The organism is Shewanella sedimentimangrovi (genome assembly GCF_017354965.1).
Taxonomy (GTDB): domain Bacteria; phylum Pseudomonadota; class Gammaproteobacteria; order Enterobacterales; family Shewanellaceae; genus Shewanella; species Shewanella cyperi.
The window spans coordinates 1124759-1143231 of the sequence record NZ_CP071502.1; the positions used below are offsets into that span (position 1 = coordinate 1124759).

General features: G+C 55.6%; 13 protein-coding genes and 1 pseudogene. 5 read left to right on the forward strand and 9 right to left on the reverse strand.

Features of this window, described 5'->3' with window-relative positions; all coding sequences use genetic code 11:
- Positions 1-127: 127 nt before the first annotated feature.
- From JYB85_RS04765 to ubiU, 4 genes are all read right to left on the reverse strand, one after another.
- A complete protein-coding gene (locus tag JYB85_RS04765) occupies positions 128-3862 on the reverse strand; it encodes a two-component regulator propeller domain-containing protein (RefSeq protein WP_207381273.1) in 3735 nt (1244 codons plus the stop codon).
- A gap of 169 nt (positions 3863-4031) precedes the next feature.
- Complete coding sequence (locus JYB85_RS04770) at positions 4032-5390, reverse strand: YjiH family protein (protein WP_207381274.1); 1359 nt, start codon at positions 5388-5390, stop codon at positions 4032-4034.
- Positions 5391-5842: 452 nt separating this feature from the next.
- Entirely contained in the window at positions 5843-6676 is an 834-nt protein-coding gene (locus JYB85_RS04775; protein WP_207381275.1) for a U32 family peptidase, read from the reverse strand.
- A 13-nt stretch (positions 6677-6689) separates the two neighbouring features.
- Positions 6690-7691 carry a ubiquinone anaerobic biosynthesis protein UbiU gene (gene ubiU, locus JYB85_RS04780; RefSeq protein WP_207322261.1) on the reverse strand — a complete coding sequence of 334 codons (1002 nt, stop codon included), beginning with the start codon at positions 7689-7691 and terminating at the stop codon, positions 6690-6692.
- Positions 7692-7849: 158 nt separating this feature from the next.
- On the opposite strand from ubiU, the gene ubiT reads away from it, so the two are divergent.
- On the forward strand, positions 7850-8362 hold the full coding sequence (gene ubiT / locus JYB85_RS04785; protein ID WP_207381276.1) for a ubiquinone anaerobic biosynthesis accessory factor UbiT: 513 nt from the start codon (positions 7850-7852) through the stop codon (positions 8360-8362).
- A gap of 57 nt (positions 8363-8419) precedes the next feature.
- Here the strand turns inward: ubiT and JYB85_RS04790 are convergent, their stop codons facing one another.
- Positions 8420-8671, reverse strand: a complete 252-nt coding sequence (locus JYB85_RS04790) for a YfhL family 4Fe-4S dicluster ferredoxin (protein WP_207381277.1) — start codon at positions 8669-8671, stop codon at positions 8420-8422.
- A gap of 497 nt (positions 8672-9168) precedes the next feature.
- Here JYB85_RS04790 and tnpA point away from each other — a divergent pair.
- Positions 9169-9614, forward strand: a pseudogene (gene tnpA, locus JYB85_RS04795) (IS200/IS605 family transposase).
- 92 nt (positions 9615-9706) lie between these two features.
- Here tnpA and trhP read toward each other — a convergent pair.
- Positions 9707-11098, reverse strand: a complete 1392-nt coding sequence (trhP, locus tag JYB85_RS04800) for a prephenate-dependent tRNA uridine(34) hydroxylase TrhP (protein WP_207381278.1) — start codon at positions 11096-11098, stop codon at positions 9707-9709.
- A gap of 277 nt (positions 11099-11375) precedes the next feature.
- Between trhP and JYB85_RS04805 the strand changes: the two genes are divergently transcribed.
- Complete coding sequence (locus JYB85_RS04805; RefSeq protein WP_207322265.1) at positions 11376-12218, forward strand: HDOD domain-containing protein; 843 nt, start codon at positions 11376-11378, stop codon at positions 12216-12218.
- A 53-nt stretch (positions 12219-12271) separates the two neighbouring features.
- Positions 12272-13756, forward strand: a complete 1485-nt coding sequence (locus tag JYB85_RS04810) for a putative bifunctional diguanylate cyclase/phosphodiesterase (RefSeq protein WP_207381279.1) — start codon at positions 12272-12274, stop codon at positions 13754-13756.
- 16 nt (positions 13757-13772) lie between these two features.
- Here the strand turns inward: JYB85_RS04810 and JYB85_RS04815 are convergent, their stop codons facing one another.
- On the reverse strand, positions 13773-14210 hold the full coding sequence (locus tag JYB85_RS04815; protein ID WP_207322267.1) for a thioesterase family protein: 438 nt from the start codon (positions 14208-14210) through the stop codon (positions 13773-13775).
- A gap of 63 nt (positions 14211-14273) precedes the next feature.
- Positions 14274-14999, reverse strand: coding sequence for a substrate-binding periplasmic protein (locus JYB85_RS04820; RefSeq protein ID WP_228730200.1), 726 nt, complete (start codon positions 14997-14999; stop codon positions 14274-14276).
- Between the two features lie 308 nt (positions 15000-15307).
- On the opposite strand from JYB85_RS04820, the gene JYB85_RS04825 reads away from it, so the two are divergent.
- Complete coding sequence (locus JYB85_RS04825; protein WP_207381280.1) at positions 15308-16573, forward strand: HD-GYP domain-containing protein; 1266 nt, start codon at positions 15308-15310, stop codon at positions 16571-16573.
- A 91-nt stretch (positions 16574-16664) separates the two neighbouring features.
- Here the strand turns inward: JYB85_RS04825 and ettA are convergent, their stop codons facing one another.
- Positions 16665-18332 carry an energy-dependent translational throttle protein EttA gene (ettA, locus tag JYB85_RS04830; protein WP_207381281.1) on the reverse strand — a complete coding sequence of 556 codons (1668 nt, stop codon included), beginning with the start codon at positions 18330-18332 and terminating at the stop codon, positions 16665-16667.
- Positions 18333-18473 lie beyond the last annotated feature (141 nt).

Here is an 18473-nt window from a genome sequence, read left to right on the forward strand (position 1 = left end):
CGGATATTGGCGCCAGATTAAGGGGCAAGCTTGACCGAATGATGAATTGGCCGTGACAGCTGTGTGACAGTGACTTGGATGATGCGCAATCGCAGTAGGGGTTGGCCTTATGGCTTTAGCTAGTGCCTCAGCTAGCTGGAGTTGGCTGGGCAGTTGCTGATTTGATGATGCTGGCAGGGAGATCTATTGTGAAACAGGCACCTTTACCGGGGGCCGTCTCAATGCGAATAGTGCCCCCCAACACCTGATTGACCAGGTTATAGACGATATTCATCCCCAGGCCACTGCCGCCGCGGCCCCGTTTGGTGGTAAAAAACGGATTGAAGATTTGCTCGGCAATCTCGGGCTCCATGCCACAGCCATCGTCGCAGTAATTCAGGTGCAGTCCCTGTTCGTCGACACTGATCCTGAGTGCCAATTTACCGTGACGTTTATCCGGGTAGGCATGAATGATCGAGTTATTGAACAGGTTGGAAATGATCTGGTAAAAAATGCCCGGATTGCTGTTGATAATCAGCTTTTGCGGGCAAGAGTAAGTGTACTCGTGGGGCGTGCGTGACAGCATGGGATTGAGTGACAGGAAGATTTCATCCAGGTACAGGGCCAAGTCAAAGTCCCGCAGTTCCTCATGGGACTGATCCACAGATACTTGTTTAAAGCTGTGGATCAGCTTGGCGGCCCGCTCCAGGTTGGTCAGCATCAGCCGGCAGCATTCGGCGACCTCTCCCTGGTATTGCTGGAAGTCCTCGTGTGCCACTTCGCCCGCATCATAGGCGCGGTTGAATTCCCTCACCCTGTCCTGCAGGTGGGAAGCGGCGGTCACACTGATGCCTATTGGGGTGTTGACCTCATGGGTAATACTGGCGACCAGGCCGCCGAGGGTGGCCATCTTTTCCTTGTCCAATAGTTCGTCCCGGGTCAGGCGCAGCTCTTCCAGTGTGGCATTCAGCTCGTCATTGCTCTGTTGCAGCGCCCGGGTGCGTTGCCGCACCCTGTCTTCCAGTTCCAGATTCAATTGCCGCAGGGCGGCCTCGGTTTCCTTCAGGGGCTGGATGTTCTTGATGGTGCCCATAATGCGATTGGGACGGCCCTGCTCATCGCGGGAAATGACCTTGCCATGGTTCATTACCCACTGCCAGCCGCCGTCAGGGGTCTTTCCCTGGTAACTGACCTCAAACTCATCCTTGCCCTGGTACAGGCAGGCGGACATGGCTTCCTTGGCGGCCTCAATGTTGTCTGGGTGGATCACCGCCTCCAGGGTTTGCTGCAGGTTAACCTCTTTTTCCGGGTACCCGAGGAAGGTATTGGACCGGGTCAGGCGTTTTTGGGCAATTTCCCAGTCCCAGAACTCATCGCCGCTGCTCCACAGGGCCTGCTTGAGCCTCTGTTCGCTGGTGGCTATCTGTTCCAGCATCTGCATCTTTTGCTGGTACTTGCGGATTCGGATAAGGCTTACCAGAGCCAGCAAACTCAGGAATGCCAGCAGGTAGAAGCTGTAGGCCCACCAGGTTTGCCAGGGAGGGGGGATTACGGCCAGGTCCAGGGTAGTGGTGGGACTGAGATGGCCATTGAGATCCCTGGCCCTGACTTCAAAGCGATATTTTCCCGGGGCGAGGCCGGTAAATACCGCTTTTTGATCGCTGCTATCGACAATCCAGGTGTCGTTGAGGCCCAGCATGCGGTACTCGTATTTCAGTTGTTTTGCCCTGTGCAACGATGGACTGTGGAAATGCAGCGCAAACTGGGTGTCTTCGTAGCTCAGGCTGATGCCTTTGGTGGCACTGATATCTGTATTTTGAGGATACCTGGGGTGCTGGCTGAGACGCAGTGGCCGATTCATCAACTCCAGTTGGTCAATGATGGGGGCTCTGGGGGAGCCAAGTTTCGGCAGGCTGGAGAAGTTCATCCGGTTAAAACCATTGATCCCCCCCAAATAAATGCTGCCGTCGGTATCGATAAAGCTGGCACCGAAATTAAATTCATTGTCCTGCAAGCCATCTTCTTCGCCAAAGCTGTGGATACTGCCATCGTTGAGATCCATGACACTCAGGCCGGTACCCGTGCCTATCCACAACTTTTGCTGCGGATCCAGCTGTAACAAATAGGCGATATCACCGGCGAGGCCTGAGGCCTGGTTGTAATGCTGTAAATACAGGGTGCGGCTGTCGAGGGAAAACACGCCGCTGTCGGAGGCGACCCACAGCAAATCATCAGCTGTGATAAAAATGGAAAACAGATAGTTGGAAGGCAATGCCGGGATGCTGGTCGTATTGTAATGGGCTGTGGTGCCGTCTTCGGCCAACATGGCCAAACCGCCCCCGTAGGTAGTGAGCCAGTAGCGTCCCTGACTGTCCTGGACCATTCCCAGTACCTGATCATCCGGTAGCCTGGCGCCGCTTATGGTTTCAAAGCTGTCCGACTCAGGCAGGTAGCGGCCTATACCACCATCCAAGGTGGTGAGCCATAGCTGTTCCTGGCGGTCAACAAAATAGCTGTACAGGCTGTCACTGGGCACACTGCCGGGGTCCGCTGCACTATGCCGGTAGCGCTTTATCTGGTTGCGATCGGCATTTAGGATAAACAAGCCTTGCCCCCGGGTGCCTATCCATAATTGCCCCTCTGAGTCTTCTCGCATAAAGCCGATGAAGGCATGGTTGAGGGTGCTGTCCGCCAGGCCATGCTCTCTGAAGCCGGTAATGACACCGGGTCTGGATTCCATGGCTCGATACAACCCGGCCGTGGTGCCAATCCACAATTGGCCAAGATGATCGCGGAATATACTGCGTACGTCGGCATTGGGCAGGTTGTTGTCGGCGAAGCTCTGGGGATCGACCCGATTCAGGGCGACTGCCCCCAAATAGGTTTTGCTCAGGCCAGAGTGACGGGTGCCTATCCACAGTTGATTTTCATCATCCAGCCACAGCTTGGTCAGGCTTTCACTTACCAAACTCTCATATTGGCTGGGTGAGTGCCTGTACCAACCTGAGAGCTGGCGTTTTGCATCAAGCTGCAGCAGACCTGCACCCTGAAGGGCCACCCAGAGATTATCCTGGCGGTCACGTTTGATGCTGCTGATGGGCACGTTTTCATTCTGTTTGGGGAAGTGTTGGTGGAAGGAGGCCACGACATGGGTGTCTATGTCGAAATGCCACAATCCCATTTCCTGGGTACCTAGCCAAAGGTCATTGTTGTCGCCATCCTCGATGGCACTGATCTTGTGGTACTTGAGTTCGTCAAAACTGAGGAATTTTTGCTGCTCACTCTGGTATAGCTGCAGACCGCTTTCTGCCACCAGCCATAGTCTCTGGTATTTGTCGCTGAATAACAGGTGTATGTGATTGCTTGCCAGACCGTTGCCATCCTCCTGACGCACTTGTCGCACCACCTTGCCACTTTCGGGGGAGAATACATAGATACCGTCACCGGCGGTGGCAAGCCACAACATGCCCGAGGCGTCTTCATTGATGGCCGTGATGCGTATGCCCGGCAGCCCCTGTGCCTTGCCAAACACCTCAAAGGTGTCGGTTAGTGGATGGTACAGGTTGATGTCATTGTTTACTGTCACCAGCCACAGTTGGCCCCTGTGACTGAGGTAGAGCTGGCTGATGTTGTTGGCCGAGGGGCCATAGGGGGCGTCGCTCTGGCTGTAAACCCGGAAATGATTGCCGTCGAAGCGGTTAAGGCCCGCCTGGGTGGCGACCCAAAGATAACCCCGTTCATCGGTCAGCAGATCATTGACCGTGTTCATCGACAGGCCGTGCTCGGCTTCCAGGGTCTCAAAACGTATCGTGGCCGCCTGACACAGCAGGCTGCCACAGATTAACAAGAGACCCAAGAAGACAGAACCCAAGCGTTGAATCACGGACAGAAATCCTTGATGCGAGTAGTTTAAAGTGTAGAAGCAAATTGTGATTGTGCCAGAGCTGTACTGGACAAAAAGCGAGATTTTTCAAGCACTGGAACGGTGTTCGGAATAATTGTTGCGGTATAAAAAAGGGCCGTCTATGACGGCCCCATCAGGCTGATAATCGTTAGAAAATCAGGTGTGCCATGCCGGCAATCACGGGCAGGGTCACCAGGGTCCGCAAAATGAAGATCACGAACAGTTCCCAAGCGTTAACCGGGATCTTGGAACCTATCAGCAGGGCACCCACTTCACTCATATAGATGAGCTGGGTGACCGACAGTGCCGCAATCACAAAACGGGTCATGTCCGACGCTATGCCGCTGGCCAGGATGGAAGGGATAAACATATCGGCAAAGCCCACCACTATGGTTTTGGAGGCCTCGGTGGCTTCGGGAATACCCAGCAGTTCCAGCAACGGAATAAAGGGCAGACCCAGATAATTGAACACCGGAGTGTATTCGGCAATCATCAGCGCCGTGGTGCCTATGGCCATGACCACGGGGATGACGCCGAACACCATATCGACCACGTTGGTTATGCCTTCATCGACCAGCTCTTTCAGGCCCCCAGTGTTGGCAGCCTTGTTCAGCGCCCGATCAAAACCCCAGGACAGCACGTGGTGCCCCTTTGGTACGGCTTCATCGTCCGGATGACGTGGGGTACCGTCGATATAGTCATCTTTTTTCCAGCTCAGCGGTGGCAGTTTGGGCACTATGATGGCCGCTGCCAAGCCTGCCAGACAGACGGTCAGATAGAAGGGTACAAACAGGGCTTCCAGTTTCACCTGGGAGATCACCACCAGGCTGAAGGTAATGGACACAGCCGAGAAGGTGGTGCCTATGATGGCGGCCTCCCTCTGGGTGTAAAAGCGGGCTTCATACTGCTTGCTGGTCAGCAATATGCCGACGCTGCCGTCACCGAGCCAGGAGGCCATACAGTCGATGGCGCTGCGACCGGGCAGATTGAATACCGGGCGCATTATCTTGGTCAGCAGGGTGCCGAACAGCTCCAGCAGACCAAAGTTCAGCAGCAGCGGCAGCAACAGGCCGGCAAAGATGAACACAGACAAGAGCACGGGCAGCAGATCGTTCAGCACCAGGCCACCTGTGTTGCCCGAGGTGATGGCCTCGGGGCCCATGCCGCTGAAGGTCATGACGGTGAAGATAGCGCCCAGGATGCGGATCACCAGCCACATAGGGCTGACATCAAACAGACCATCCAAAAACTTGTGCCTGAGTAACCACTTAGGCTTGAGCGTCGACGCCAGAATCGACACTAGGGTGCTGAATACCACTATGCCGGTCACTACCATGGTAGCAGTGTCACCCAGTGCCGCCTGCAGCGCCTTGGAAATGATGGCGATGGGGATGGTAATGGCGTCCTGATAGCTGATGGGAGTCATGAACAGGAACAGGCCAATCAGGGACGGCACCAAAAAGGTGAGTATGGTCCTGATGTTATGGTTTTGTTTTTCGCTTGCCACTTGAGGGGTTACCTATAAATTTATTCATTGAGCACCGGTTCTTGCTTCCCGGTTCAACTGCGCGGTTACGGCAGCGCATGAAGATGCACGATCGTCATACTGTGGGCCAGGCGCCGGCAAAGAGTACTCTCTTTTGCGTCCCGCTGTAAAACTTAAGCCCGCCCGGGGCATGCAAACAGCGCCGAGCAAGCAGCACCAAGCAAGTCGCATAGTTAAACAGCATAATTATTGAGTCGCAACGACTGGAAATATTCTACCCGTGGATGAAGCGAAACTCACGGCCTAATTAATTGATTAAAAAAGTGTTGTTGTTTTGTGTCTGCTTTGTTTTTGCCTCAGTGCTCAATTCGCAAGGGATTCGGTTTGCCGATGGCATTGATGATGAAGGCTTTTAGCTGTGACGTTCAGCAAAAAGGGGCCATTGGCCCCTTTTGTGTGATTACACCGGATTGTCACAATTGCCGGATGCCGGCCTCACCAAACCAATAGCCGTTGCAGCTCATGGGATTCAATATGGGCTTTTGCTGCATGTGTGGCAGTTTCTCATCGGTGGGCGAAATGCGGAAGTAATCCACCCCCATGGCTGCCATGGCATCCCATTCACCGCGCAGATCGACACAGGCCGCCGATTGGGTCTGGATGCCATTAAGGCGCAGCAATGGCTGGTTTTCCTGGGTTTGCACCAACAAGCCGCTGCTGTACTTGCGGCAGATGGTCTTGCAGCCGTCTTTGGCCAGCTTGCGATGGCGGGCGGTAAAACAGCGGGCCGAATGTGCCAGGGGAATATGGCCGTGACCCAGCACCTCCACTTCCGGGCGAATATCGCCCAAATCGTCCAGTACCTTGGCCAGCCAGTTCCGTGACAGTTCCACCGGCATCACAAAGCGCTGCATCCCCCAGTCGTGCAAACGGCGGACGGCCGCGGCGTTATACAAATTGATGTGGGGGCCGCAGACGAAGGGCAATCCGGCATCGCGGGCGTGGAACACCCCGGCCATGTCGTTGGCTTCAATGATAAATTCGCCATTGTCCACCTGGCGCTTCAGCTCGGTCAGCTCGCCACCGGCCTCGATCAGCGCCAGGGTCGACAGCACCACATTCTTGCCGGCGTCGCGCAGCATGCGTGCCAACTGCAGGTAGTCACCCGTGGTCAGTTCACGGCGGCGACTGCACACCGCCTCTCCCAGATAAACCAGCGGAATATCCGTGACCGCCACCTGGGTGTAGAAATCTTCTACCCGATTTTTTTCCCAGCAATAGAGCAGGGGACCCAAACTCAGTTTCATGTGTTTTCTCCTGCTATTGCCATTGGCGCTCGTAGGCACCCAGGGTTGTTACCTGACCTTCTGACACCTTGGCCAGGGCTTGATCCCACTGGGTCTGGACCTGATAGCGCTCGGGGGCGGCCATAAAGGTATCAATGGCGGCACGCCACACCCGGGTGACCTGTTCCACGTAGGCGGGGCTGCGTTGACGTCCCTCAATTTTGAGGGATACCACGCCGGCGCGGGCCAGTTCGGGCAGCAGACTCAGGGTGTTGAGGCTGGTGGGGGATTCCAGCAGGTAGCTGGGAGAATCGCTGTCCTCGGCGGTAAAGCGGCCCTTGCACACCACGGGATAGCCTATCTGCTCGTTGACCTTGGCCTTGTCTATCAACACATCGTTAAGACGCGTCATGCGATTGCCGTCTTCTTCCTGCCAGCGCACCGCGTTGGCCGGAGAGCAGGAACCGCCGGTGTTGGGAGACTGGCCGGTCACATAGGACGACAGGTGGCAGCGGCCTTCGGCCATGATGCACAGGCTGCCGAAGGCAAAAACTTCCAGGTCCACCGGACTGTCCTTGGCCAGATCCCGCACCTGCTTCATCGACAGTACCCGGGGCAACACGGCGCGCTCGATATTGAAGGCTTGTTTGTACAGCGACAGGGCGCCGTGGTTGGTGGCGCTGGCCTGGACACTTAAATGCAGGGGAATGTGGGGATAGCGGCTGGAGGCGTAATCAAGCAACGATAAGTCGGCGACGATCAGCGCGTCGGCATTGACTTTGGCGGCCAGGTCCACCGCATGGTACCAGCGCTGCTCCTCTCCGGGCTTGGGGAAGGTGTTGAGCGTCATATACAGCTTCTTGCCGGCTCCGTGGGTAAAGCGCGCCGCTTCCTCAAGCTTTTCCGGGGTGAAGTTGAGGCCGGCAAAGGAACGGGCATTGGTGTCGTCCTTCAGGCCCAGGTAGATAGCGTCGGCACCGGCCTTGATGGCGGTCTTCAGGGCTGCCAGATTCCCTGCCGGACATAACAATTCCATGGCGTGATTCTCTTGTTGTAGGAAAAGACTGTGGCGAAAAACTGCGGCGAGTGTAGCGGGAATTGAATGCGCCGGAATTGATATAAAACAGGTTTGGGATCAAAAAATGCCGCTACACTGTGAGCCATTTCATTACCCCTGTTGCGAGTGAGGAGTTTATGTCGTTGAAATGGACCAGCCAGTTACCTGCTACCCTGGTTAACCGGGCGCCGGGTATCCTCAAGCGTCCCCTGGGCCATGTGCCCTTTGTGCTCAAGGCCAACCTGATCCGGCCGGTGCTGGAATACTTGTTCCGCGACTATGCCCGCGGCGGCGAGCTAGATTTTTTGCAGGATCATTGGGTTGGGATCAGCGTCCTCGACCTGGGACTGGAATTCGATGTCAGCTTTCAGGGCCAGTGGCGGGTGCGTCCCCGCGGCGAAACCTCGGTACGCTTCAGCGCCGCCTCCCCAGAGCTGCTGCTGATTGCTGCCGCCAAGGAAGATCCCGATACCCTGTTTTTCCAGCGTAAATTGGCCATTGAAGGGGATACCGAGCTGGGACTGGAAGTGAAAAACCTGTTGCTCGGGGTCGAGTTTGATTCCTTACCCGGACCGGTGCGTCTGGCGCTGGATAAGCTGGCGACCCTGGTCATGCACAGCCGCGAGCCCGAGCTGGCCGGCCAGCATTAAGGCAATTCCGCTTGGATTGGCCCTCTGGGGCAAAGACTGAGCTGTCTGGCTTGAGCCTTACAGCTTGCCCGTCAGGCGGGCATATTTGACCAGCAGCTCATCCTGGCCCTCGGGATGGGCCGGATCCGGGTCTATGCAGTTGATGGGGCAGACCGAGACACAGGTGGGTTTGTCATAATGGCCGACGCACTCGGTGCAGCGTTCGGGATCGATTTCATAGATTTCGCTTCCCATGCTGATGGCCTGGTTGGGACACTCGGGTTCGCACATATCGCAGTTGATACAGCTGTCGTCGATAATCAGGGCCATTCACTTCCTCGGATACTACTTTTCCCGGCCATTGGCATTCAAGGCATACGGGGGTCACTAAAACCCGCGGATTGTACCACGGCCAAAGCACTAATCCCTAGTCTGTATCGGTGCTGACGCTATGGCCAGTTTCGGGCCGTTAAAACCCGGCAGAGAGAGCCTGGAACGGCTTTAAGTTCCTCTGTTTGTAATGGTGCGACCCGATAGAGGCTCACTTCGAAAGAGCTCTTTATAGCCTTCTTAAAAATAGTCTTCGACGGTGCGTTGCACCTTCTCTGGCCAGGCACTCAGGCCCGTGAAGAAACGATGAACATTCAAAACGCCAGAATCTGTTACTCAGTCCAAATACAAAGGCCCTGCATTGCAGGGCCTTTTTTATTGTCACCCTAAAACCACCTCCTATGGAGGTGGTGATCGTTCTGGTGGGGCTTTGCCCGGAGAATGCCCATGCTAAATACTCCCTCGGTTTGTTACCAGCAAATCAAGGAGTAAGTAGCATGAGCAGATATGAATCCGCGTCTCACGTATTCTATCGTTGTCAGTATCACCTCGTTTGGACACCCAAGTACAGGTACAAAATCCTGAAAGGTAATCTCGGCAGAGAGCTTTATCGAAGTATCTATGTTTACTGCAACATGAGAAATGCAGAGTCGTGGAACTAAATGTTCAGGAAGATCATGTCCATCTAGTAGTCAGAACCCCACCCAGTCTAAGCGTGTCGGATTTAATGGGTTTTGTTAAAGGGAGAACCGCGATCAGGATGTTTGCCAAATTTCCTTATTTAAGAAAGCACAAGCTCTGGGGGAATCACTTCTGGCAACGGGGTTATTTTGTGGACTCAGTAGGAGCAAACGAAGACATAATCCGTAGATATGTACGGCACCAGGAAAAGACAGCCAAAGAAGAAGAGAAACGGCAAATAGCGTTAGGGTTGGAAGGTTAGTTTTTAAGCCCCCTTTTAGGGGGCTGTGTCAAAGCCACCTGCTATGCAGGTGGATTTTTACTCAGGGCTTATGTTATTCAGTGCATTACGCCTTAATCGGCTTGGGATACGGTCTGGGCATCGTGTGGATTGCGGGTATCCTGACCCAGCTCCAGATTGCGCAGCAGTATCGCTTTTTCGATCTCCACTTCTGCAGGCACCGGCAGATACACTGTATGACCCGAGCCGAGGCCAGCTTCGACGGCTTCACCCTTGCGGTTTTGCAGTGTGTCTATGGTGAGGCTGATGTTGCCCTGGGGTGTCATCAGCTCTACGCTGTCACCGACGCTGAATTTGTTCTTCACCTCGATTTCCGCCATGCCTTCGCCATTGCGCTTACCGGTGAATTCGCCGACAAACTGCTGGCTGTCGCTGACCGAGTAGCCATAGTCGTAGTTCTGGTATTCATCGTGCACGTGGCGACGCAGGAAGCCTTCGGTATAGCCGCGGTGTGCCAGGCCTTCTAGGCGGGTCATCAGGCTGCGATCGAAGCCGCGACCTGAGGCGGCATCGTCTATGGCCTGACGATACAGTTGGGCGGTGCGGGCCACGTAGTAGAAAGACTTGGTGCGACCTTCAATCTTGAGCGAGTCCACCCCGATGCGCGCCAGACGTTCCACGTGCTGGATGGCACGCAGATCCTTGGAGTTCATTATGTAGGTGCCATGCTCGTCCTCGAAGGCGGGCATGTATTCGCCGGGGCGGTTACCTTCCTGCAGCAGGAAAATTTTGTCTGTGGCCGGGCCCTGACCCAGGGTTGGGGTTTCAAGCTGCACGGCGCTTTCCGGGGTGTGAATGGCTACCACGTCACCGGCGTCGTTTTCCGTGGCCTCGTGGGCATCGTATTTCCAGCGGCAGGCGTTGGTACAGGTGCCCTGGTTGGGATCACGCTTGTTGATGTAACCGGACAGCAGGCAGCGGCCGGAGTAGGCCATGCACAGGGCACCGTGGACAAACACTTCCAGCTCTATGTCGGGGCAGCGCTGACGGATCTCTTCGATTTCATCCAGCGACAGTTCCCGGGACAGGATCACCCGCTTGATCCCCTGGGTCTGCCAGAACTTGACCGAGGCCCAGTTGATGGCGTTGGCCTGCACCGACAAGTGCACCACCTGCTCGGGGAAGGCTTCGCGCACCATCATGATAAGGCCGGGATCGGACATGATAAGGGCGTCAGGCTGCATGGCCACCACGGGCGCCATGTCGTCGATATAGGTCTTCAGCTTGGCGTTGTGCGGTGCTATGTTGCTGACCACATAGAGTTTCTTGCCAAGTGCATGGGCCTCTTCGATACCGGTTTTGAGGTTTTCCAGTTTGAAATCGTTATTGCGCACCCTCAGGCTGTATCTGGGCTGACCCGCATACACGGCATCGGCGCCATAGGCAAAGGCGTAACGCATGTTCTTCAGGGTTCCGGCGGGGGACAAGAGCTCAGGTTTAAACATAAAGATTCCCGATAAGGCTTTAAGGGTGGACGCGGTGCGCGGGGGCGGTATTTTACCCAAGGAAACTGGGGTTATGCAAATAAGCCGGCGCCGGCCGGGCTGGAGAATATCGGTCGATTTGATTAAAATCTCTGTGAACTCATGGTCTTTGCTCTATGATGGTCGGATATCTTGAGCAACGCCCCCGGTCGGTGGATTTTTAAACCGTCTCTGTCAGTGGGGGCTGATATACTCATCGCTATATAACAATATTCACGGAACAGATTTGGGAGTAAAGATGTCAAGCGAACATCTGCTTTTGGTCAGTCTTTTGAAAAAGCTCAAGGACGACGCCCTGGTACTGCCCACCTTGCCCGAGGTCGCCATGCGGGTGCAAGAGGTGGTCGGCAGAGCCGATTCCAGCCTGAAACAGGTGGCCGAAATCATAGGTCAGGATGCGGCCATGTCGGCCCGTATCATCAAGGTGGCCAACAGCGCCCTCTACAGTCGTGGCGTCAAGGCGGAAAACATCAACAACGCCGTGACCCGTATCGGTTTGACCCAGATTAAGTCCATCGCCACCTCAGTGGCCATGGAGCAGCTGTTTATTTCCACCAACGAAATGGTGTGGGAAGTGATGGACGAAGTGTGGCGCACCTCTATTGACGTGACCGCTGCCGCCTGTGCCATGCTGCTGATTTACAATAAAAAGCACCCCGGCAGTGGTTTGAACTACGACACTCTGACCCTGGCGGGTTTGGTGCACAATATCGGTGCCCTGCCGGTGTTGACCGAGGCCGAGGCCCATCCACACCTGTTCAACAGCATAGAGCAACTGCGGGCGCTGGTGCGCAAGATGCAGGGGCCTCTGGGCCGGGCCGTACTCAAGAGCTGGGACTTTGCCCCGGAAGTGACGGAAGTGGTGGAGCGCTGGGCGGATCTGCACTATCTGCCCGAGCACGTCACCTATCTCGACTTTATTCGTGCTGCGGCCTTCTATGTGGGCGAGCTCAGGGCCGGCCATGAGCTGGAGGAGCGCCTGGATGTGTTTGCCCAGCGGGGCCTGCCGGTGACGCCGGACGATCTCGCCGGTGAAGCCTTCCTCGACAGTTTCCACTCCATCAAGGCCAGTTACGAGTAATACACACTGACTACCCGGTGCCGTGCACCGGGGTTGCGTTCCCGGAGGGGCCTATGTTGTACCTGTTGCTCCTGTTGGTCTTGTTTCTGGTCTGTGGCCTGTGGTGGCGCAGCGCCCGTAACCAAACGCAATTTTTACAGCAGCTTACCCAGGCCCTTTTGCAACAGAGCCAACAGCGCACACCGCTGATCTTAAATAACATTCCCCCCGTGTTTGAACCTTTGAGTCGTGCCCTGCAGGAACTGTTGGAGCAGTTGCCGGCCAACAATGGCCGTGACCGCTTGACCGGACTGCCCAATCGGGTGGGATTCAAGCGGGCCATGGTGCCGCTGATGCCACTGACTGCCGGGGCATTTGTGCTGCTGGATGTGCACAGATTCCGCTTTATCAACGACTTGTTTGGTTTCGCCTTTGGCGATCAGTTGTTGGTGGCCTTTGCCGAGCGTTTGAAACAGTTGCATCACAGCCCCAGGTTTATCGCCCGTCTCGATGGCGACGAGTTTTTGCTGCTGTTTGATGAGCCCATGGATGAGTCCGCTCTCAATGGACTCAAAGGGCGGTTGCAGGTACCTTTTAAAATCCAGGACACCCTGGTCAGCCTAAAACTGCATTTGGGGGCTTTGGATCTCGAGCGCTTCCACACCGATATCAGCCAGATGCTCAGACGCCTGGATTTGGCGCTGAAGAAGGCCAGAAGGGCTCAGGATGGCCTGGCTTGCTACGCCGAAGGCGATGATGTGGCCCAGCTCAGGGAACTCAAGATAATCAACAGCCTGCCCAAGGCGCTCAAAAGTGGCCAACTGTATCTGGTGTATCAGCCCAAGTTTTCCATCAAGGCCCAGGGGTGCGATCAGTTGGAGGCGCTTATTCGTTGGGATCATCCCGAGTTGGGGAGGCTGTCACCGGCAGAGTTTATTCCTTTGGCCGAATATGCCGGTGCCATAGGCCTGGTCAGCCATTGGGCCTTGGAGCAGGCTTTGGCACAGCAACAGCGTTGGTATGTCGAAGGCTTAAGGGTTCGGGTGGCGGTCAATCTGTCCGCCGGTGATTTGGAGAACCTTGCCCTGGTGGAGGAAGTACAGGACCGTCTGGCGCACTATGATTTGCCGGGGGAGGCGCTGGCACTGGAAATTACCGAGGGCAGCCTGATGAACAATCTGCACCAGGCCGGTGCCATGCTCATGCGGCTGCGCGCCTTGGGGATCAAGGTGGCCATAGATGATTTTGGTACCGGCCACTCGTCGCTGGCTTACCTCAAACACCTGCCGGTGGATGAGGTCAAAATAGACCGCTCCTTTTTGCAGGGCATGGAAAACGATGAAAGCGCCAGGCAGATCCTGAACACCAGCATCAAGTTGGCGGGACAACTGGGGTTTGAGGTAACAGTGGAAGGGGTGGAGACCCAAAACCAGCTGCGCACCCTCAAGGCCATGGGCGCCGACAGAATTCAGGGCCTGCTTATCGCATCCCCCATGCAGGCCGCCGAGCTGGAAAGTGCCCGCGAGCGGCTGCAGTTACCAAGGCAAGCTGAGGCTTGAAGGCTCAGAGATTTGCTCAGACAGACAGCTGCAGCGCCTCCAGGCTTGCCAGCATCCGGGGTGTCATGGGGGACAGCTGCCGGTTCTGATTCATGCATACCATTTCTATATAGGCGCTGACTGCCGCTTTCTGGCCTCCCGGGCGCCAAATCTCCTGCTGCCACAGGGTGCGGTACTTGCTCTCGATAATAAAGCGGGTACGGACCTCGACAACCTCGGCAAATTCGACCCCATCGTGGCACAGCATGTCACAGCGGTATACCGCAAAGCCCAGCCCCTGTTGGTGCCATAACTGCTTTAAGGTATCTGCACCAATCACCTGTTCGCGGGCGCGTTCGAAGTATTTGATAAAATTGGCATGGTAGACGACACCGGAAAAATCCGTGTCTTCATAGTAGATCTGTACCGGGAAACTGAAACTGCGGCACTGACTGAAATCGGCTTTCTGACTCAAGGCTTGGCTTCTAGGCTGGGAGATAAAATCGGTGCCCAGTGTACCACAGAGTCCAAGCCTTGCTTACTGCGCCAATTCGGTGAGCAACTGCTGGTATTCGCCGTCGCGCATCAACTCGGCCAAACCCGCATCCAGACTGGCGGCCAACTCTGCAGCAGCGGGTAAACTGCGGGAGAAAGCCAGATAAATATTGCTCTCATGATTGGCGAAGGCCGGCACTATCTCGTCCTCCACCCCCATGCGTTTCAAGTATTGGCTGGCCACCAGATCGTACATCACAGCCCCCTGAATGCGGCCGCACAATAACAGGTTAATCAGCTGTTGCTGACTGCTCACCTCCAGCAACCGCAGGTTTTTCAGGGAGGCAAACTCGTCGCCGTATTCATAGCCTTCCATCACGCCAATAATGGTGCCCTCAGGTAGCAAGTGTTTATCACGGGCGGGCAGAGGACGCTGGCGGTATTCATAGAAGGATGCCTTGGCCACAAACAAGGGTGTTGCGCCGAACACAAACCTGTCTTCCGTGCTTTGCTGACGGGCCACATTGAACACCCCATCCACCTGGCCTTTTTCGGCCATCATCAGGGCTCGGGAATAGGGCACTACCAGGGAGTCGACCTTAACGCCGCTTTTGGCAAAGGCACGTTTGATAAGTTCATGGGACAAGCCGCGACCGGTATCATCGGCGAAGGGAGGCCAACTGTCTTCCGCCGCCAATTGCAATGAGGTTTGATTGGCGCTGACAGCCTGGGTCAGCAGAGCGAAAAGAAGGAGAAAAATGATGCGCATGACTGTCCCTGTAGTCCTGTCCATTTGCTGCGAATAATAACCCGCATCCAGAAGGAACAACAGCAACAAATTGCGCATATTGAATGCAGCATATCGCAAATTGAGTGAAAGTGATTAAGCCGTCTTTGGTTAGAAAAATGGCTGCTTTAAACGAGACATCTCAAAATCATATTGGTTTAGTGGGGTTGGGCTGCACAGGCTGTTTGAGTCGCGTATCCAGTTAGGTCATACTGCACCAATCAACCTCGGGATTGTTGTCGGCCCGGCAAGGAACGGCCAGCTGAAACAGTGACATTGGATGTGGATTTATGCTTAAAGAACATAACATTGCAGAAGTCAGCGTCGGCATGTACGTCGTTGAAATCACCGCGCCAAAAGACAAGTTTCGTCTCCGCAGCCAGGGGTGGCTGGAGAGCGAACGTGTTATTGAGGCCCTCAGACGCAAGGGGGTGGAGCGGCTGTTAATCGATGGCAGCAAAACCCGCGACACAGAGCCCCTTGTCGCTCAGGCGTCCACTGAGACCCAGGCGGCGCCGCTGAAAAAGCCGCTCGCTCCCCGGGAAGTCGGGATGCCCAAGCCTGCACCGGCAGCGGTGCCGGGCGCCGGAAAGAGTGGATCTCGCGGGCTGGCCAAGGAAGAAATTATCAAGGCCAAGCAGGTTTTCGATGAGTCCAAGGCCATCCAAAAGGGGCTGTTTCATAACGCCCAGCACGGCTTGCCGCTGGACATGCCCTCGGTAAACAAGATCACCTCTGAATCCACCGAAGTGATCTTCAACAACCCCGATGCCCTGGCCTGCGTAATTAATATCCGCAAAAAAGACGAATATTTGCTGGAGCATTCGGTGGCCGTGTCTGTGCTGATGACCATGTTTGCCGTGTATCTGAAGCTGGACAAGGACATCATTCAGCAACTGGCCATAGGCGCCTATCTGCACGATGTGGGCAAGATAATGGTGCCCGACGCCATACTCAACAAACCCGGAAAACTAAGCGATATGGAGTTTGAGGTGATGAAGTCACACGCCAGTCACTCCATCGCCATCATGCGCAAAACCCCGGGCCTGAGCCCCTTGAGCCTGGAGGTGGCGGCCCTGCACCACGAGAAACTCAATGGCAAGGGGTATCCCATGGGCGTCAGCAGCGAACAAATCAGCCGCTACGGCCGCATGATCAGCATCTGCGACATCTTCGACGCCCTGACCGCCAACCGCTGCTATAAGGACGGCTATTCCCAGGTGAAGGCCTTCAACATACTGCGGGCGCTGGCGGCCAATAATGAGCTGGATGCCGAGTTGGTGGATCAATTCATCAGGTGCATGGGGGTCTATCCCGTGGGCGCTGTGGTGCAGCTGGAGTCCAATCGTCTGGCGATAGTGGAAAGCCGCAATGCGCATGACCCTATCCGTCCCAGGGTCAGACCCTTCTATCACATAAGCCCCAAGCGCTTCGAGGTGGGAGAGGACATAGATTTGGCGACCGTGACCGATGACCTGATAGTCAAATGTGTCCGTGCCGATGACTTCAACCTGGATATGCAGGAAATCCTCGACCTGCTGGCACACGAAGGTTAAACCCCTTGCTATTCAGTGCCACTGACTGAGTCGAAACGCGGCATAAAAAAGGAGACCCGAGGGTCTCCTTTTTTATGCTTGAAGCAAGCGCTTACTTGGTCATGCGCTTGTACTTGAGCCTGTGCGGTTCAACTACGTCGGCGCCATAGGTGTTCTTCAGCCAGGCTGAGTACTCTGTGTAGTTGCCTTCGTAGAAGTTCACCTGACCCTCGTCGCGGTAGTCTAGGATATGGGTACAGATACGGTCGAGGAACCAACGGTCGTGCGAAATAACCATGGCGCAGCCGGGGAATTCCAGCAGGGCCTCTTCCAGGGCGCGCAGGGTTTCCACGTCCAGATCGTTGGTGGGTTCGTCGAGCAGCAGCACGTTGCCGCCGGCTTGCAGCAGCTTGGCCAGATGCACACGGTTGCGCTCACCACCGGACAGGGTGCCGATGATCTTTTGCTGATCGGCGCCGCGGAAGTTGAAGCGGCCCACGTAGGCACGGCTCGGGATCTCCAGGTTATTGATACGCATGATGTCCTGGCCGCCGGAGATTTCCTGCCACACGGTATTCTTGTCGTTCATTGAGTCGCGGAACTGCTCAACCGACGCCAGCTGTACCGTTTCACCCAGATCTATAGTGCCGCTGTCGGGCTGTTCTGTTCCGGTCAGCATGCGGAACAGGGTCGACTTACCGGCACCGTTGGCACCGATAATGCCGACTATGGCGCCCTTGGGTACAGAGAAGGACAGGTTGTCGATAAGTACCCGGTCGCCATAGCTCTTGGTCAGGTTGTTAACTTCGATCACCTTGTCACCCAAACGAGGCCCGGGCGGAATAAACAGCTCGTTGGTCTCGTTGCGGCGTTGGTAATCGGAGCTGTTCAGCTCTTCGAAGCGGTTCATACGGGCCTTGCCCTTTGACTGACGGCCCTTGGCACCCTGACGCACCCACTCCAATTCCTTGGCAATGGTCTTTTGACGGGCGCTTTCGGTGGCGGCCTCCTGCTTCAGACGGGCATCTTTCTGCTCCAGCCAGCTGGAGTAGTTACCCTGCCAGGGGATACCCTCGCCGCGGTCCAGTTCCAGGATCCAGCCGGCGGCATTGTCGAGGAAGTAACGGTCGTGGGTAATGGCTACCACAGTACCGGCGTATTCCTGCAGGAAGTGCTCCAGCCAGGCCACGGATTCGGCATCCAGGTGGTTGGTGGGTTCGTCGAGCAGCAGCATCTCCGGCTTTTCCAGCAGCAGGCGGCACAGGGCCACGCGGCGGCGTTCACCACCTGACAGCACCTCGATTTTCTCGTCCCAATCCGGCAGACGCAGGGCGTCGGCGGCGCGCTCGAGGATATGGTCCAGGTTGTGGGCATCCTGGGACTGGATGATGGCTTCCAGCTCCCCTTGCTCCCGTGCCAGGGCATCGAAGTCGGCATCGGGATCGGCGTAGGCGGCGTACACTTCGTCCAGACGCTTGAGGGCGTTCTTGGCCTCGTGTACCGCTTCTTCTATGGCTTCACGCACCGTCTGGTTCGGGTTCAGTTTTGGCTCCTGAGGCAGGTAACCAATTTTCAGACCCGGCATGGGGCGGGCTTCACCCTCGATTTCCGTGTCCAGGCCGGCCATGATGCGCAGCAAGGTGGACTTACCCGAGCCGTTCAGACCCAAAACACCAATCTTGGCGCCGGGGAAGAAACTCAATGAAATGTCTTTAAGAATTTGCTTCTTGGGCGGCACTATCTTGCCGACCCTGAGCATGCTGTAAACGAACTGAGCCATGAAAGATTCTCTGATCCAAAAAAATTGTCGGCAGTTTACCAATTTGCCTCTGTTACTGCCAGATGGCTGCCGGGGAATCGCTTCACGGCGAAACTGTTTTCATCATGAAACACAGTCATTGGCTGTGAGACGGATTTTCAT

Coding starts and splice junctions, on each gene's coding strand:
- ubiU (WP_207322261.1), bottom strand. CDS start 7,691: ATGGAATTGTTATGTCCGGCAGGGAATCTGGCAGCCCTGAAGACCGCC.
- JYB85_RS04820 (WP_228730200.1), bottom strand. CDS start 14,999: ATGCGCATCATTTTTCTCCTTCTTTTCGCTCTGCTGACCCAGGCTGTC.
- JYB85_RS04790 (WP_207381277.1), bottom strand. CDS start 8,671: ATGGCCCTGATTATCGACGACAGCTGTATCAACTGCGATATGTGCGAA.
- JYB85_RS04805 (WP_207322265.1), top strand. CDS start 11,376: ATGTCAAGCGAACATCTGCTTTTGGTCAGTCTTTTGAAAAAGCTCAAG.
- ubiT (WP_207381276.1), top strand. CDS start 7,850: ATGTCGTTGAAATGGACCAGCCAGTTACCTGCTACCCTGGTTAACCGG.
- JYB85_RS04775 (WP_207381275.1), bottom strand. CDS start 6,676: ATGAAACTGAGTTTGGGTCCCCTGCTCTATTGCTGGGAAAAAAATCGG.
- JYB85_RS04810 (WP_207381279.1), top strand. CDS start 12,272: ATGTTGTACCTGTTGCTCCTGTTGGTCTTGTTTCTGGTCTGTGGCCTG.
- JYB85_RS04825 (WP_207381280.1), top strand. CDS start 15,308: ATGCTTAAAGAACATAACATTGCAGAAGTCAGCGTCGGCATGTACGTC.
- trhP (WP_207381278.1), bottom strand. CDS start 11,098: ATGTTTAAACCTGAGCTCTTGTCCCCCGCCGGAACCCTGAAGAACATG.
- ettA (WP_207381281.1), bottom strand. CDS start 18,332: ATGGCTCAGTTCGTTTACAGCATGCTCAGGGTCGGCAAGATAGTGCCG.